12 protein-coding genes are annotated in these 14,734 nt (G+C 64.7%); 6 read left to right on the top strand and 6 right to left on the bottom strand.

Going from position 1 to position 14,734, the window contains the following annotated elements:
- Window positions 1-85 precede the first annotated feature (85 nt).
- Window positions 86-2,014 carry an AsmA family protein gene (locus tag WN73_RS09045; protein WP_161537175.1) on the top strand — a complete coding sequence of 643 codons (1,929 nt, stop codon included), beginning with the start codon at window positions 86-88 and terminating at the stop codon, window positions 2,012-2,014.
- Between the two features lie 26 nt (window positions 2,015-2,040).
- Here WN73_RS09045 and dctA read toward each other — a convergent pair whose 3' ends face one another.
- Together dctA and WN73_RS09035 are read right to left on the bottom strand one after the other, a co-directional pair.
- Entirely contained in the window at window positions 2,041-3,426 is a 1,386-nt protein-coding gene (gene dctA / locus WN73_RS09040; RefSeq protein ID WP_060910273.1) for a C4-dicarboxylate transporter DctA, read from the bottom strand.
- A 48-nt stretch (window positions 3,427-3,474) separates the two neighbouring features.
- On the bottom strand, window positions 3,475-4,548 hold the full coding sequence (locus tag WN73_RS09035; protein WP_028173037.1) for a 4-oxalomesaconate tautomerase: 1,074 nt from the start codon (window positions 4,546-4,548) through the stop codon (window positions 3,475-3,477).
- Window positions 4,549-4,652: 104 nt separating this feature from the next.
- Between WN73_RS09035 and WN73_RS09030 the strand changes: the two genes are divergently transcribed.
- The 5 genes from WN73_RS09030 to WN73_RS09010 all read left to right on the top strand — a co-directional run bounded on the left by WN73_RS09030 (window position 4,653) and on the right by WN73_RS09010 (window position 10,343).
- Window positions 4,653-5,624 (top strand): LysR family transcriptional regulator, encoded by a 972-nt coding sequence (locus WN73_RS09030; RefSeq protein WP_161536532.1) that lies wholly within the window; start codon window positions 4,653-4,655, stop codon window positions 5,622-5,624.
- A gap of 412 nt (window positions 5,625-6,036) precedes the next feature.
- Entirely contained in the window at window positions 6,037-7,422 is a 1,386-nt protein-coding gene (locus WN73_RS09025; RefSeq protein WP_011089836.1) for an ABC transporter substrate-binding protein, read from the top strand.
- Between the two features lie 95 nt (window positions 7,423-7,517).
- A complete protein-coding gene (locus WN73_RS09020) occupies window positions 7,518-8,390 on the top strand; it encodes a carbohydrate ABC transporter permease (protein ID WP_092186871.1) in 873 nt (290 codons plus the stop codon).
- Window positions 8,387-9,238 carry a carbohydrate ABC transporter permease gene (locus tag WN73_RS09015; RefSeq protein WP_011089838.1) on the top strand — a complete coding sequence of 284 codons (852 nt, stop codon included), beginning with the start codon at window positions 8,387-8,389 and terminating at the stop codon, window positions 9,236-9,238. Before WN73_RS09020 ends, WN73_RS09015 begins: the two co-directional genes overlap by 4 nt.
- A gap of 64 nt (window positions 9,239-9,302) precedes the next feature.
- Window positions 9,303-10,343: a hypothetical protein gene (locus WN73_RS09010; RefSeq protein WP_271552425.1), complete on the top strand. Its 1,041-nt coding sequence runs from the start codon at window positions 9,303-9,305 to the stop codon at window positions 10,341-10,343.
- Here WN73_RS09010 and WN73_RS09005 read toward each other — a convergent pair.
- The 4 genes from WN73_RS09005 to WN73_RS08990 are packed head-to-tail and all read right to left on the bottom strand — an operon-like array spanning window position 10,276 to window position 14,706.
- The gene (locus WN73_RS09005; protein ID WP_161536533.1) at window positions 10,276-11,088 is read right to left on the bottom strand and encodes an ABC transporter permease; all 813 of its coding nucleotides are present in this window, start codon (window positions 11,086-11,088) and stop codon (window positions 10,276-10,278) included. The genes WN73_RS09010 and WN73_RS09005 overlap by 68 nt on opposite strands.
- A 4-nt stretch (window positions 11,089-11,092) precedes the next feature.
- Entirely contained in the window at window positions 11,093-12,007 is a 915-nt protein-coding gene (locus WN73_RS09000; RefSeq protein WP_271552422.1) for an ABC transporter permease, read from the bottom strand.
- Window positions 12,004-13,176 carry an ABC transporter ATP-binding protein gene (locus WN73_RS08995; protein ID WP_060910269.1) on the bottom strand — a complete coding sequence of 391 codons (1,173 nt, stop codon included), beginning with the start codon at window positions 13,174-13,176 and terminating at the stop codon, window positions 12,004-12,006. The genes WN73_RS09000 and WN73_RS08995 overlap by 4 nt, the downstream gene beginning before the upstream one ends.
- Before the next feature lie 30 nt (window positions 13,177-13,206).
- The gene (locus tag WN73_RS08990; RefSeq protein ID WP_271552420.1) at window positions 13,207-14,706 is read right to left on the bottom strand and encodes a glycerol-3-phosphate dehydrogenase; all 1,500 of its coding nucleotides are present in this window, start codon (window positions 14,704-14,706) and stop codon (window positions 13,207-13,209) included.
- Window positions 14,707-14,734: the final 28 nt, after the last annotated feature.

Genomic DNA, 14,734 nt, shown 5'->3' with positions numbered 1-14,734 from the left:
ACAAGGCTTGGGCGTGGGGCGCGCGGGTTTCCCGGCCCGCCCCTTTGGCTCCAACGACCAACCCGATCAGGACACGCCATTGACCATGGCCCAAGGAATGAAGCGCCTCGGGACGCCGATCGCGGCGCTGCTCGGCGTCGCGCTGATCGCCCTGATCGCGACCTCCTGGCTCATCAACCGCGACGCGCTGCGCAAGGCCGTGGAAGCGCAGATCCGCGACGTCACCGGGCTCGAGCTCAGTGTCGCAGGCCCCATCGACATCTCGGTGCTGCCGGCGAGCTACATCTCCTTCCATGACGTCGGCCTGAAGGGCGGCGGCACCAGCGACCCCGCGCTCCGTGTCGACGTGCTCACCGCCAATCTGCGGCTGCTGCCGCTGCTGCTGCAACGGTTCGAGATCGCCGACCTGACGCTGCTGCGGCCGCGCATCCATGTCAGCCTGAAGCCGGACGGCGAGAGCAACTGGACGCCCTTCATCCAGACCATTGCGCGCACCATGAAGCCCGGCGCCGAAAATCAGGTCTCGTTCTCCGAGATCCGGATCCAGGACGGCGTGCTCAATTACGAGGACGCCGCCACGCACGCCACCGAGCAGTTCGACGACATCGACCTGTCGCTGGCCTGGCCCTCGATCTCGCGCTCCTTCGCCGCGACCGGCCAGTTCGACTGGCGCGGCGAACGCGTCGACGGCTCGATCAGCTTCGCCGACTTCGTCGCCGCCCTCTCCGGCGACCGTTCCGGCGTGAAGGCGCGGATCGCCAGCGCCCCGCTCAAGCTCGCCTTCGACGGCAGCGTCGCCAACCGCACCAGCCCGATGATGGAAGGCACGCTCACGATCGACAGCCCGTCCTTGCGCAACGCACTGCGCTGGACCGGCCAGCCGCAGCCCGGCAGCGGCGGCTTCGGCCGTTTCGCGCTGAAGGCACGCGCCAATGTCGTCGGCGCCTCGATCGCGCTTACCAACGTCAATGTCGAGCTCGACGGCAACGCCGCCGAGGGCGTCATGACCTACGCCAACAACGGCCGGCAGACGCTCCAGGCGACGCTCGCCGCCGACGCGCTCGACTTCACGCCCTATATCTCGACCTTCCGCCTGCTCGCGAGCGGCGCGCGCGACTGGAACAGGCAGCTGTTCGATCTCAACGGGCTCTCGACCACCGACCTCGACATGCGCCTGTCGGCGGCGCGGCTGACGGTCGGGCCGTCGAAGCTCGGCCGCACCGCGATCGGCGCCAATTTGCGCAACGGCACGCTGGCGCTCTCGGTGGGCGAGGCCCAGGTCTATGGCGGTATCGCCAAGGGCTCGTTCGGCATCGCGCGCGCCGACACCGTCGCCGACATCAAGGCGCAATTCCAGTTCACCGACGTCGACCTCCAGGCCTGCGCCTCCGAACTGTTCGGCCTCAACAAGCTGTCCGGCCGCGGCAACATCAACGTCTCCCTCGTTGCCTCCGGATCGAGCCCGTTCGGCCTCGTGCAGTCGCTCGACGGCAGCGCCACCGTCACCGGGCATGACGGCGCGATCTCGGGCTTCAATGCCGAACAGCTCCTGAAGCGGCTGGAGCGCCGGCCGCTGTCCGGTGGCGGCAATTTCCGCAACGGCTCGACGCCTTACGACAATCTCACCATCGCGGTGAAATTCTCCGACGGGGTCGCTACCGCCGAGGACATCCGCGTCGAAGGACCGGCGGCGAAGATCACGATGACCGGCACCGCCTCGGTGCCGACGCGCGAATACGACATGAAGGGCGTGGCGAGCCTCAACAGCGCCTCCGGCTTCGAATTGCCCTTCGTGGTGCAGGGCCCCTGGGATGATCCCCTGATCTTTCCCGATCCGGAAAGCCTGATCCGCCGCTCGCCCGCGTCCGCGCCCCTGCTCGACATGCTCAAGGACCGCAAGGCGGGCGACGCCGTGCGCTCCGCGATCGAGCGCATCACCGGCACCGGCAAGCGTCCCGCCCCGGCAGACTCGCCGACGGCGGAGAACGCCAAGGAAAACGCCAAGTCCAACTAGAGTGATCGGCGTCGCTCTCTTCGGGTTCAAGCGGCCGATTGCGTCGTCGAAATCCAGCTCTCGTTCTCCTGCACCACGGTTGCTCCGCCGATCGCCGTCCCCGCCGCGACCTCGCGCGTGACGCTCTGCCCCAGTTCACGGGCCAATACTTCGCGATCACAGGCATCCTCCCACAGCGAAATAGTGATGGCCGCGACACAGTTGCTGATCATGCTGGTCAGCGCCCGCGCTTCCGACATGAAGCGGTCGATGCCGACGAGCAGCGCCACGCCGGTCACGGGCAGATCCGGCATGACGGAGAGGGTCGCGACAAGCGCAACGAAGCCGCTGCCGGTGACACCTGCCGCCCCTTTGGACGTCAGCAGCATCAGGCCGAGCATCGCCGCGATCTGCCCCCACGACAGATGAATGTCGCAGGCTTGCGCGATGAAGATGGACGCCAGGGTGAGGTAAATGGCGCTGCCGTCCAGATTGAAGGAATAGCCCAACGGCAACACGAGCCCTGACACGCCTTTCCGGCATCCGAGCTGCTCCAGCTTGCGCAGCGCGCCCGGCAGCGCCGGCTCCGACGACGACGTGCCGAGCACGATCAGCAGCTCTTCTTTGAAGTAGCGGATCGTCTTCCACAGGCTGAAGCCGTTCAGCCGCGCCAGCGTCCCAAGCACGACGACCACGAAGACAGAGCAGGCGATATAGAAGGTCAGAATCAGCAGTCCGAGCGAGCCGATCGATCGGATGCCGTAGCGCCCCACGGTGAACGCCATGGCCCCAAAGGCACCGAGCGGAGCGAGCTTCATGATGAAGCCGAAGGACACAAACAGCACTTGTGAGAACGACTCGACCGCTTTCGTCACCACAACGCCGCCATCGCCGGCACGGCTCAGGCCAAAGGCGATCAGGATGGAGACGAGCAACACCGGCAGCACTTCGCCATCGGCGAACGCTCCAAAGAAGGAGTGCGGGATGATGTGCAGCATGAAGTCCGCAAATCCGGTCGCACCTGCCTGCTTGGTAAATTTCGCGGCCACCGACGGATCCAGCGTATTGACGGACACATGCATGCCAACGCCCGGCTGGATCTGTGACACGGCGATCAGCCCGGCCAGCAACGCGAGCACGGTCAGCAGGTAGAACAGCGCCATGGATTTCACCAGCGCGCGGCCGACCTCGCGGGAATCGCTGATGCTGTTGATGCCGCTCACGATGGTGCAGAATACGATCGGCGCGATCATCATCTTGACCAGCTTGACGAAGCCGTCGCCAAAGGGCTTCAGCGCGGCGCCGAATTCGGGCCAGAAATGGCCCGTGAAGACACCCAGCATGAGACCGATCAGCACCTGGACGTAGAGAATCCGGTAGAACGGCTTTCGCGGCTCGCTGCTCGCGGACCCAGCCGGCGCTCGCATCTGCATTCTCGTTTCTCCCTTGTGTTATTCTTGAGGTTTAAAAGCAGTCCGGCTTCAGGCCGCCAGCACCAAATGAGGTACGTGCGATCGACGGGCGAAGACGTGGCCCTCGAAGATTCGCCGGGCCGTCCGCAGCACCCGGGCAACCGGGCCGGGCTCCAGCCGAACCACGAGCTGGCCGGAGGGATGGGCGAGGGTGATCGGCACCGGCGGCGCCAATGGTCCGACCATCTCTGCCGCGATCGTCCCGGGCGTGACGCATGCCGTCGCGATCGCGACAGCGCCGGTCACCGCCAGCGCGTTATGGCAGTCATGCGGCATGAAATACCTGGTGCTCAACGTCGCCTCGCCTCCGCGCGCAATCAGAACCGGCTTCGGAATCACCATTGTCGCGGAATTTGGAAAGCCCATCCGGCATCCGGCCTCGATGCGCAAAGTTTCGAGGCGCGCGCGAAAGCCGCCGTCGGCGAAGTCCGAGGGAGCCTCACGGCCGGTCCACCCCAGATCCGCCGCGCGGACCAGCATAACGGGCATCGCCGCGTCGATGCAGGTCACATCGATCCCTTCGATGCGATCGACCGGTCGTCCGGTGGGCAGGAGACGACCAGTGCTTGCGCCGGCCGCGTCGGGGAACGACAGCTCGATCGGCGCGGCCGTTCCCGGTACGCCGTCGATCCGCGCCTCGCCGTCGTAAGTCACGCGCCCTGCGGGGGTCGGAACGGTCGCGTCAATCAGCTTGCCGGTGTTAACATTGTGGATCCGCACATGGGTGCGATCCGCGGCGGCGGCGACCAGGCCGGCTTCGATTGCGAATGGCCCCACCCCCGCGAGCATGTTTCCGCAGTTCGGGGAGGTATCGACGATGCCTTCACGAACACGCACCTGGGCGAACAGGTAGTCGACATCGGCGCCTGGCACCGATGCCGGTCCAACGATCGCGACCTTGTTGATAACGGCATTGCCGCCGCCGATCCCGTCGATTCCAAGATCGTGCCCCCCTCCCATCACAGATAGCAGGATCGCGTCGCGCAGTTTGGGGTCGGCCGGAAGATCGCGGGCCAGGAAGAACGGCCCGCGCGAGGTGCCCCCGCGCATGACCACACAGGGAATGGCAATCTGATCGTTCATGGAGCTGTTCCGTTCGCGACAACTTCGCTCGATCCGGAGCATCCCTCGACAGAACTCTTTTGTGAAATGCAAATATCTGATGTATTATTCCGATTATCGATACAATGGAGCTTGCCATGAACGCAGAACTTCTCGACCTCAAGGCGTTCATCACCGTGGCGGAGACGGGAAGCTTCGTGCGCACCGCCAGGGCGCTGAACCTGTCGCAGCCGGCGCTGAGCCGACGCATTCAGAAGCTGGAAGAAAGCCTCGGTGCGCCGCTGCTCGAACGCTCGACGCGTCACGTCAATCTCACCATGACCGGCCGTGATTTCCTGCCGAAGGTGCGCCGCCTCATCGACGAGTTCGAGACCTCGGTGCTCGCCATCCACGATATCGGCGCGCGAAGTTCGGGCCTGGTCTCGGTGGCTGCGGTGCCGACAGCGGTGTTCTATTTCCTGCCGCGTGCGATCGGCCGGTTTGCCGAAACGTATCCACGCATTCGCATCCGGATTCTGGACATCGGTGCCAATGAAGGATTGGAAGCGGTCGCGCGCGGAGAAGCCGACTTCGGCATCAATTTCATCGGTGCTTCGCATGCCGAGATCGAATTCGAGAAACTGGTTGAGGACCCCTTCGTCCTGGCCTGCCGTCATGACCATCCGTTGGCATCGCGCAAACGGGTCAGCTGGTCAGAGATTGTGTCACACCGGGTCATCACCGTCGGTCGCAACAGCGGCAATCGCGCGCTGATCGACAATGCGCTCGCGCGACACGGCCTGCAGCTGAACTGGTCCTATGAGGTCGCTCACCTCTCCGGTTCGCTTGGCCTCGTCGAAGCGGGACTCGGCATCGCGGTGCTGCCGAAGCTTGCGACGCCCGCCGCCGGTCACCCCATCATTCACACCGTTCGATTGATCGAGCCGGAGGTGTCGCGGACGATCGGAATCGTGCGCAGGCACGGGACCACACTATCTCCTCACGCGAGCCAGTTTCTCAAGATGCTTCTCGAGGCGTGGCACACGCCTTCCGGGACGCGCGGGCAAGACAAGCCGAAGCCCCGATCCGCTCAGGCAAACTCGATTCGGCGGGCCTGAAGAGGAAACGCTAATAGGTCGGCAGCGCAGCGCTGCAAGACCGTTCCCCTGTCGAACCGGAAGTTCCTCGGATCAGCCCCGCCGTGTTTTCAGAGGCATTTTGCGTCCTCCGGCCGCAGCACCATAGTGTGGCCAGCCGACTGCGTTGCGTTCAGTCCTCATACCGCTTACAAGGCCGGGCTTCGCCAGTCGCGAGCAGGTACGGATGCACATGGTCAGGCGATCAGAACGCAGAACCCGAATTGATTGCCGCTAATTGATGCGGCGATTGGATCGATGCGCACGTTAATCATCTCCACAGGCGCCGTCCCCACGACCTAGGTCTGACAACATGCCGCTAGATCGGCTGACGGCCATGCGCTAGTGTTTTATACGACCGGTTAAAAACACCGGCCGTTTGAGGGAGAAAAACGTGAGATCCAAGGTTATTGGCGCAGTCACACTGGCGGTCGCTGCGGCCGGGCTGTTCGCAGCCGCTGCACCCGCATTTGCGCAGCAGAAGACGATTACGGTCTGGTGGGGCAAGGGCTTCTACCGCTCCGAAGACGACGCGCTGATCGAGACGATCAAGAAGTTCGAAGCCAAGACCGGCATCAAGGTCGAATTGTCGCAGTACGCGATTCAGGACATGATTCCGAAGACGGTCGCCGCGCTCGATGCCGGCACCGTGCCCGATGTTGCCTATTCCGACTCTTATGACGTGCAGGCGCAGGGCAAGTGGGCCTACGAGGGCAAGCTCGAGGACCTCACCGATGTCATGGAGCCGATCAAGGATCGGTTCGTGCAGAACACGCTGGATGCGTCGATCCTCTATAACGACGTCACCAAGAAGAAGGCCTATTACGGCTTCCCGCTGAAGCAGCAGAGCATGCACGTCCAGATCTGGAACGACATGCTGGAGAAGGCCGGCTTCAAGCTCGCCGACATCCCGACCGACTGGGAAGGCTACTGGTCGTTCTGGTGCGACAAGGTGCAGCCGGGGATCCGCAAGGCCACCGGCCAGCGCATCTACGCCGTCGGCCAGCCGATGGGCGTGGAATCCACCGACGCCTTCCAGTCGTTCTACACCTTCATGGACGCCTACCACGTCAAGCTGGTCGACGACGACGGCAAGCTGCTGGTCGACGATCCCAAGGTCCGCGAGAACCTGATCAAGGCGATGAAGGACTACACCGACACCTACATCAAGGGCTGCACCCCGCCCTCGTCCACGACCTGGAAGGATCCGGACAACAACGTCGCATTCCACAACAAGACCATCGTGATGACCCACAACTTCACGATCTCGATCGCGGCGAAGTGGTACGAGGACTCCCAGAACCAGGCGCTCACGCCCGAGCAGCGCGAGGCCGGCAAGAAGGCCTATGAGCAGGACATCGTCACGGCGTCCTTCCCGAAGGCGCCTGACGGGTCGACCATCCGCTACCGCTCCGACGTCAAGACCGGGCTGGTCTTCACCGCGGCCAAGAACAAGGCCGAGGCCAAGCAGTTCATCAGCTTCCTGCTCCAGGAAGACAACGTCCGTCCCTATATCGAGGGCGCGCTCGGCCGCTGGTTCCCGGTGACCAAGGAAAGCCAGGCCAGCCCATTCTGGCAGGCCGACAAGCACCGCAAGGCGGTCTACGCCCAGTTCACCGGCGGCACCGCCGCGTTCGACTTCACCAAGAACTGGAAGTTCACGATCCTCAACAACGAGAACGTGTGGGCCAAGGCGATGAACCGGGTCGTCAGCGAGAAGGTCCCGGTCGACAAGGCCGTCGACGAACTGATCGCCCGCATCAAGCAGGTCGCGGGTTAATTCATCCTTTCCCTCTCCCCGCTTTGCGGGGAGAGGTATAAGAACAACACCGGCCGCGTTTCGCGGCCGGCATCTCTTTGAAGAGTCCGAAAAGAATGGCGATCACGCTCTCTGGCGATCAGGCAATCCCCGCGCCGCCCTTGTCGTCGCGGCTGACTCCGGCGCAGGTCTGGGGCATCGCGCTGCTCGCGCCCTATCTGCTGGTTTTCCTCGCCTTCGTCGTCTATCCCGTCTGCTACGGGCTGTGGCTGGCGCGGGCGCCGGCGAACTATGTCGCGCTCTACAACGACCCGATCTTCGCGCGCGCCGCGGTCAACACGCTGATCTTCCTGGTCATCGGCATCAACATCAAGATGCTGATCGCGCTGTTCCTGTCCGGCTTCTTCGCCCAGCAGCGCACCTGGATCAAATGGCTCTCGGTGATCTTCATCCTGCCCTGGGCGGTGCCGTCGATCCCGACCATCCTGTCCGTGCGCTTCATGCTCAATCCCGAATGGGGCGTGATCAACCACCTCATCTTCTCGTTCACCGGTGACGACGGCCCGAACTGGCTGAACGACCCGACGGTGGCGCTGACCATGGCGATCGGCGTCCACATCTGGAAGTCGCTGCCGTTCTGGACGCTGATCCTGATCACCGGACGCCTTGCGATACCGCACGATCTGTTCGAGGCCGCCGAGGTGGATGGCGCGAGCTGGTGGCAGAAGTTCCGCTTCATCACCTGGCCGTCGATGCAGACGCTCTACATCACCTGCACGCTGCTTTCGATGATCTGGACGCTCGGCGATTTCAACAGCGTCTACCTCCTCACCGGCGGTGGCCCGGCCGACCTCACGCATGTGCTGGCGACGCTCGGCATCCGCTATCTCCGGCTCGACCAGCTCTCGCTGGCAATGGCATCGATCGTCTGTGCGATGCCGTTCGTCCTGCCGCTCGTGTACTTCATGATGAAACGGTTGTCGCGATGAAGCTTCCCTCCTTACGCGAAGTCGCGACCGAAGCGCGGTTGCTGCTGATCGGCATTCCCGTCTTCATCTGGACGATGGTGCCGATCTATCACATGTTCCTGTTCGCGATCTCCCCGAAGGAGGACGCGTTCTCGGGCAAGCTGTGGCCCGACCATCCGACGCTGCACAACTTCGAGATCGTGTTCAAGCAGCAGCACTACTTCCTGCGCGACTTCTATGTGCAGTTCTGGAACTCGCTGGTGATCGCGGCGTCGGTCGGCGTGCTGACGCTGTTCATCGCCACCGCCGCCGCGTTCTCGATCTCGCGGCTGCGGGTGCCCGGTGGGCGCATCGTGATGAACCTGGCGCTCTTCACCTATTTCATCCCCGCGGCGTTCCTCGCCGTTCCGATGTACCGCACCATGGGTAATTACGGCCTCCTGAACAATCACTGGTCGCTGATCCTGGCCATGGTGACGATCGCCAGCCCTTACGCGATCTGGGTGCTGAAGCAGGCCTCCGACAAGCTGCCGGTCGAGCTGGATGAAGCCGCCGTGATGGACGGCGCGACGACGCTCCAGATCTTCCGGCTGGTCTATCTGCCGCTGATGATGCCCTCGCTGGTCGCAATCGGCACCTATGCGGTGCTGCTCGCCTGGAACGAATATCTCTACGCGTTCCTGCTGCTCTCCAACGACCGCGAGATCACGCTGCCCGTCGCGCTCGGCAACTTCCTCGCCGCCGACGATTCGCCGTGGGAGCTGTTGATGACCACCGGCTTCATCTACGCGCTGCCACCGGCCGCGATCTACTACGCCTTCCGCCGCTACATGGTCGGCGGGCTCACCGCGGGTGCAGTGAAGTCCTGACGCGACAGGACGCATCCGGTCGCCGCAAGCAGTGCGTTCGAGCGACAACGTGGACAATTGAAGATTGTCCACGCCTGCTCTAACCTCGAAGCCCTGTCACGGGCTCGTCATCATGCGCGGCAACGACGCGATCCATCTCGGCCTGATGCTGCTCGCGCTCGCGGCAGCCTATCTGGTGCCGTTCGAGCTGTTGCTGCTGGCCTATGTCGTGCTCGGCCCGGCGCATTATTTCACCGAGATATCCTGGCTGCATGACCGCAGCTACTATCTGCCTCACCGCGGGATTGCCGTAGCCCTGGCAATCGTCGCCGTGGTCGCGGCGCTGATCGACAACGCCTCGTGGTTCGGCTTCGCGATGTGGGGCGCGCTGATCGTCTGCGCCATGCTGGCGGCGACCACATCCGCGGTCGAGAGCATGCTGCTGTTCATGGCGGCGATCGCCCTGTCCGCGATCATGTATTCGAGCGGATCGTCGCTCGCCGTGATCGGCATCCTGATCCCGACGCTCGTTCACGTCTCGCTGTTCACGCTGATCTTCATGATGCTCGGCGCCTATCGGTCCGGCAGCCGCGTGCAGGCCACGCTGGTGGTCGTCTACCTCGCCGCAATTGCCACGATCCTGCTGCTGCCGCAGACCGCCGAAATCCGGATCGCGAGCTTTGCCCGGGTCGGCCAGGATTATTTCGGAAATGTGGGCCCGGCTCTCGGCCGGCTGTTCGGTGTGCCCGGCCTCGTCCTCGACACCAGGCTGACCAGCCTGCTCGCCTTCGTCTACACCTATCACTACCTCAACTGGTTCATCAAAGCCGACGTGATCCGCTGGACCGAGGTGCCGAAGGCCCGGCTGGCAGCGATGGCCGCCGCCAGCGCTGCATCCACCGCGCTTTATTTCTACGACTATGCGTTCGGCTTCACCTTCCTGCTGGCGCTGAGCCTGATCCACATCCTGCTCGAGTTTCCGCTCGACAGCCTCGCGCTGCGCCAGCTCGGCGCCGCAATACAAGGCTCGGCGCGTGGATGGCACGCTGCACGAACGGCTACAGCGGCGCCGCGCTCTCGCCCTGCGAGCTCGACAGCTTCGAAGCGAGCGAAGCAATCACGATGACGACCGCGATCAGGCCGATCACCAGCGTGCAGATCGCGTTGATCTCGGGCTTCACGCCAAGGCGCACCTCGGAATAGATCCGGATCGGCAAGGTGGCCGAGCCCGGACCGGTGGTGAAGCTCGCGATCACGAGATCATCGAGCGACAGCGTGAAGGCCAGCATCCAGCCGGCGACGATCGCGGGCGCGATCAACGGCAGCGTGACGGCCGCGAACGCGCGCACCGGATTGCAGCCGAGGTCCATCGCCGCCTCTTCCAGCGAGCGGTCCAGCGAGCCGAGGCGGGACTGCACGACCACGGCGACGAAGCACATCGTCAGCGTGGTATGGGCGATCGTCACCGTCCAGAAGCCGCGCTCGGCGTTCAGCGCGACGAACAAGAGCAGCAGCGACAGTCCGGTGATCACCTCCGGCATCACCAGCGGCGCATAGAGCATGCCGGAGAACAGTGTCCGGCCGCGGAACCTCTCGCCGCGCGACAGCGCCACTGCGGCGAGCGTGCCGAGCAGCGTGGCGATGCTCGCCGAGGAGACCGCGACCCGCAGGCTCATCCAGGCCGCCTCGATCATCGCGCGGTCATTGAAGAACTCGTGATACCAGCGCAGCGACCAGCCGCCCCACACCGTCACCAGCCGCGAGGCGTTGAAGGAATAGATGACGAGAATGAGGATCGGCAGATAGAGGAACGCCAGCCCCAGCGCGAGCGAGGCGATATTGAAGCGGGACAGGCGAGAGACCTTGCGCATCGGCTCACCGCCCCTGTTCCAGTTGTCGCTTCTGCAGCCGTTCGTACAGCAACAGCGGCACCAGCAGCACCACCAGCAGCACGATGGCCGCTGCGGAAGCGACCGGCCAGTCCTTGTTGGTGAAGAATTCGAGCCACAGGGTCTGGCCGATCATCAGCGAATTGGAGCCGGCCAGGAGGTCCGGAATCACGAACTCGCCGACGATGGGGATGAAGCACAAGAGCACGCCGGCGCCGACGCCGGGCAGCGACAGCGGGAAGGTGACGAGCCAGAACACCTGCCAGAGCGGCGCGCCGAGATCGGAGGCCGCCTCCTCCAGCGCCGGCTCCATCTTGGCGAGCGTGGCATAGAGCGGCAGGATCATGAATGGAAGATAAGAGTAGACGATGCCGATATACATCGCGGTATCGGTGGAGAGCCACACCACCGGCTGGCTGACCAGATGCAGCGCGAGCAGGATCTGGTTGAGCAGGCCGTCGTGCTGGAGGATGTTGATCCAGGCATAGATGCGGATCAGGAACGAGGTCCAGAACGGCACGATCACCAGCACCATCGCCACCGCCTGCCAGCGCTTCGGCAACCGCGCCATGCCATAGGCGATGGGATAGCCGATCAGGAGCAGCAGCGCCGTCGCCGTGACCGCGACGGTCAGGCTGCGCACATAGGCGTACACATAGATGTCGTCGGAACCGAGCAGCCTGAAATTGTCGAGCGACAGCGCGGCAAAGGCCGCCTTGAGCGATTCCCATCCCGCCGCCAGGTCAAACACCGGCTCGTAGGGCGGCTGCGCGATCGCGGTCTGCGACAGGCTGATCTTCAGCACGAAGGCGAACGGCACCAGGAAGAGCAGCACCATCCAGACATAGGGGGCGATCGCGGCGAAGCGCGCCGGTCGCGCGAAGATCCGGCGTCCGCTCATGACGGCAGCACCACGCAGTCGTCGGGCGTGAACCAGGCGACCACGTGCTGGTTCAGGCTGTAGGCGTCGACGTCGAGGCGCGCGCTGTTGGCGACGGACGCCTGCACCATCCCGCCGGTGTCGAGCTTCACCTTGTAGGTGGTGGTGCCGCCGAGATAGCAGATGTCGGCGATCACGCCGTCCAGCCGGTTGATCGCCGTTTCATGGCCGGCTTCGCTCACCGGGCCGCGGCGCGACAGCTTGACCTTCTCGGGACGGATCGCGACCGACAATTTTCCCGCGCCGACCGGCTCCCGCGGCTCGGCCACCACCAGCGTCCCCGCATCACGCGTGCCGATGACCAGACGATGGCCGTCGCGCAATCTGGACTCGGCGTCGAACAGATTGATGTCGCCGACGAACTCCGCGATCCAGCGCGAACGCGGCGCCTCGTAGAGCTCGCGGGGGCTCGCGACCTGGGCGAGCTTGCCGACCTTCATCACCCCGATCCGGCTCGCCATCGTCATCGCCTCTTCCTGATCGTGGGTGACGATGATGAAGGTCATGCCGAGCCGGCGCTGGAGCTCCATCAACTCGCCTTGCGTGCTCTCGCGCAGCTTCTTGTCCAGCGCGGCGAGCGGCTCGTCGAGCAGCAACAATTGCGGCCGGCGTGCCAAAGCGCGGGCCAGCGCCACGCGCTGGCGCTGGCCGCCGGAGAGCTGGTCGGGCTTGCGCTTCTCCAGGCCCTCGAGCTTCACCAATGCGAGCATCTCCGCAACGCGCGTGGCGATGTCGGCGCGCGCCAAGCCGGCGCGCTTCAGGCCGAAGGCGATGTTGTCGCGCACCGAGAGGTGCGGAAACAACGCGTAGTTCTGGAACATCATGTTGATCGGACGCTCATGCGGCAGCGCCTGCGCGATGTCCTTGCCGCCAAGCAATATACGCCCCTCATCCGGCGCCTCGAAGCCGGCGAGCATGCGCAACAGCGTGGTCTTGCCGCAACCGCTAGGCCCGAGCAGCGCGAAAAACTCGCCGGCCTTGATGTCGAGCGAGACACCGTCCACGGCCCGGAACGTCCCGAACGTCTTGGCGACGCCCTCGATGCGCAGCAACGGCTGACCCGCTACGGGAAATGCAGCTCCAGCGGCCGTATCCGCCGCGACGTCCGTTCCGGGCAACTCTTCCGCCATGGTCCCTGCCAACCCCGATTCCGCCGCACGCTAGCGGCCGATCGGCCTTTGCTCAACCGGTTCGGGGCGATCGTTCACATCCGCCATGAACGCGGCAAGCCCGTCGCGGTCCGCTTTGGGCATGGTCAGACCGAGCTTGGAGCGACGCCACAAGACGTCCTCTGGAAAACGCGCCCATTCGTGGCTCATCAGATAACGCACCTCGGCGCCGGTCAGCTCAGGGCCAAAGGTTGGGCCAAGCTCATCGCGGCTCTTCACATCCCCCAGCACGACCGGCAGTCGCGAGCCGTAGGCCGCGACTAGGCGTTGGGCCTCCGGCTCCGAGAGAAAGCGCCAGCGATCGCGTGCGAGGTCGACTTCGGTGTCGAAACGGTCCCAGGCGAAATCGCCGCCGGGGAGTACCGCCCCGGCGGTCCAGGGCGGCGACATCGGATAGAACGGCGTCAGCCGCGTCACCGCCCGCTCCGCACGCAGGCGCGAAGTAGTGACATCGCCGCCAAACATCGTGATCAGCGGCGCCTTGCGCCGGCGCGCATGGAACAGCGCCGTGCCGTCGCGTCCTCGCGCGGACGCCAGCGTCAGGTTGACGCCCGAGACCGTCCGGACCACGTCGGTCGGGGCGACGCGCTCGCGGAAATAGCGGCTGGCCGCCTCGCAGAGATAGCTGACGTCGGCGCCCGGCATCGCGACGATCGCAGGATCGCCGGTGAAAGCGTGCGTGACCGTGCCGATCAGCGTGAAATCGCGCTCGAGGGGCCGGGCGAAGATCAGCCGTCCATCATTGTTCTGGAAGACGTAGACGTTCTCGGAATCGAACAGCCGCGGCACGATGATCTGGCTCATCTGCATCGCGGCCATGGCGGGCTGCGGCTCCCGCAGCACGGTGTCCGCCACCATCGACGTCCAGCCACCGGTGGCGTTGGCCAGCGCCCGCGCCGTGATCGTGCGGCGGTGGCCGCGATCGACCACCGCGAGGCGCCATGTGTCGGTTCTGTCAGCGCGCACGCAGCGTGCCCCGGTATGGATCGCGGCGCCGCGTTCGGCGGCATCCAGCGCCGTGAGCACCACCAGGCGGGAATCGTCAACGACACAGTCCGAATATTCGAACGCCGTGCCGAACGGACGCTTCAGCGCGTTGCCGACCGGATGATGCGTAATGTCGAGTGTCGCTGATGGCGGCAGGCCACCCCGGTTCGTGAGGCCGTCATAAACATACAGGCCGGCCCGCAGCAGCCATGGCGGACGCTCCTCGGAATGGGCGGGAATCACGAAGCGCATCGGCCGGACCAGATGTGGCGCGATCCGGAGCCAAATCCGGCGCTCGGCGAGCGCCCGGCGCACCCGCCAGAACCCGCGGCGCTCCAGCACCGACAGATCGCCATGAATCAGCCGCGGCGTCGCCGACGAGGCGGCACCGCCAAGATCGCCCTGTTCGAACAGAATGACCCGCAGGCCGCGGCCGGCCGCATCGCGCGCGAGGCTGACACCGTTCAGGCCGCCGCCGATGATCGCAAGGTCGTAATCCGCCATGAAGCCATCGAGAGCGAGCGAAACGAAG

The sequence above is a fragment of the Bradyrhizobium sp. CCBAU 45394 genome (genome assembly GCF_028128655.1).
Taxonomy (GTDB): Bacteria; Pseudomonadota; Alphaproteobacteria; order Rhizobiales; family Xanthobacteraceae; genus Bradyrhizobium; species Bradyrhizobium diazoefficiens.
This window is presented reverse-complemented; position numbering and strand designations above follow the sequence as displayed.

Coding starts and splice junctions, on each gene's coding strand:
- WN73_RS09045 (WP_161537175.1), top strand. CDS start 86: ATGGCCCAAGGAATGAAGCGCCTCGGGACGCCGATCGCGGCGCTGCTC.
- dctA (WP_060910273.1), bottom strand. CDS start 3,426: ATGCAGATGCGAGCGCCGGCTGGGTCCGCGAGCAGCGAGCCGCGAAAG.
- WN73_RS08995 (WP_060910269.1), bottom strand. CDS start 13,176: ATGGCGGAAGAGTTGCCCGGAACGGACGTCGCGGCGGATACGGCCGCT.
- WN73_RS09030 (WP_161536532.1), top strand. CDS start 4,653: ATGGAGCTTGCCATGAACGCAGAACTTCTCGACCTCAAGGCGTTCATC.
- WN73_RS09005 (WP_161536533.1), bottom strand. CDS start 11,088: ATGCGCAAGGTCTCTCGCCTGTCCCGCTTCAATATCGCCTCGCTCGCG.
- WN73_RS08990 (WP_271552420.1), bottom strand. CDS start 14,706: ATGGCGGATTACGACCTTGCGATCATCGGCGGCGGCCTGAACGGTGTC.
- WN73_RS09020 (WP_092186871.1), top strand. CDS start 7,518: ATGGCGATCACGCTCTCTGGCGATCAGGCAATCCCCGCGCCGCCCTTG.
- WN73_RS09000 (WP_271552422.1), bottom strand. CDS start 12,007: ATGAGCGGACGCCGGATCTTCGCGCGACCGGCGCGCTTCGCCGCGATC.
- WN73_RS09015 (WP_011089838.1), top strand. CDS start 8,387: ATGAAGCTTCCCTCCTTACGCGAAGTCGCGACCGAAGCGCGGTTGCTG.
- WN73_RS09035 (WP_028173037.1), bottom strand. CDS start 4,548: ATGAACGATCAGATTGCCATTCCCTGTGTGGTCATGCGCGGGGGCACC.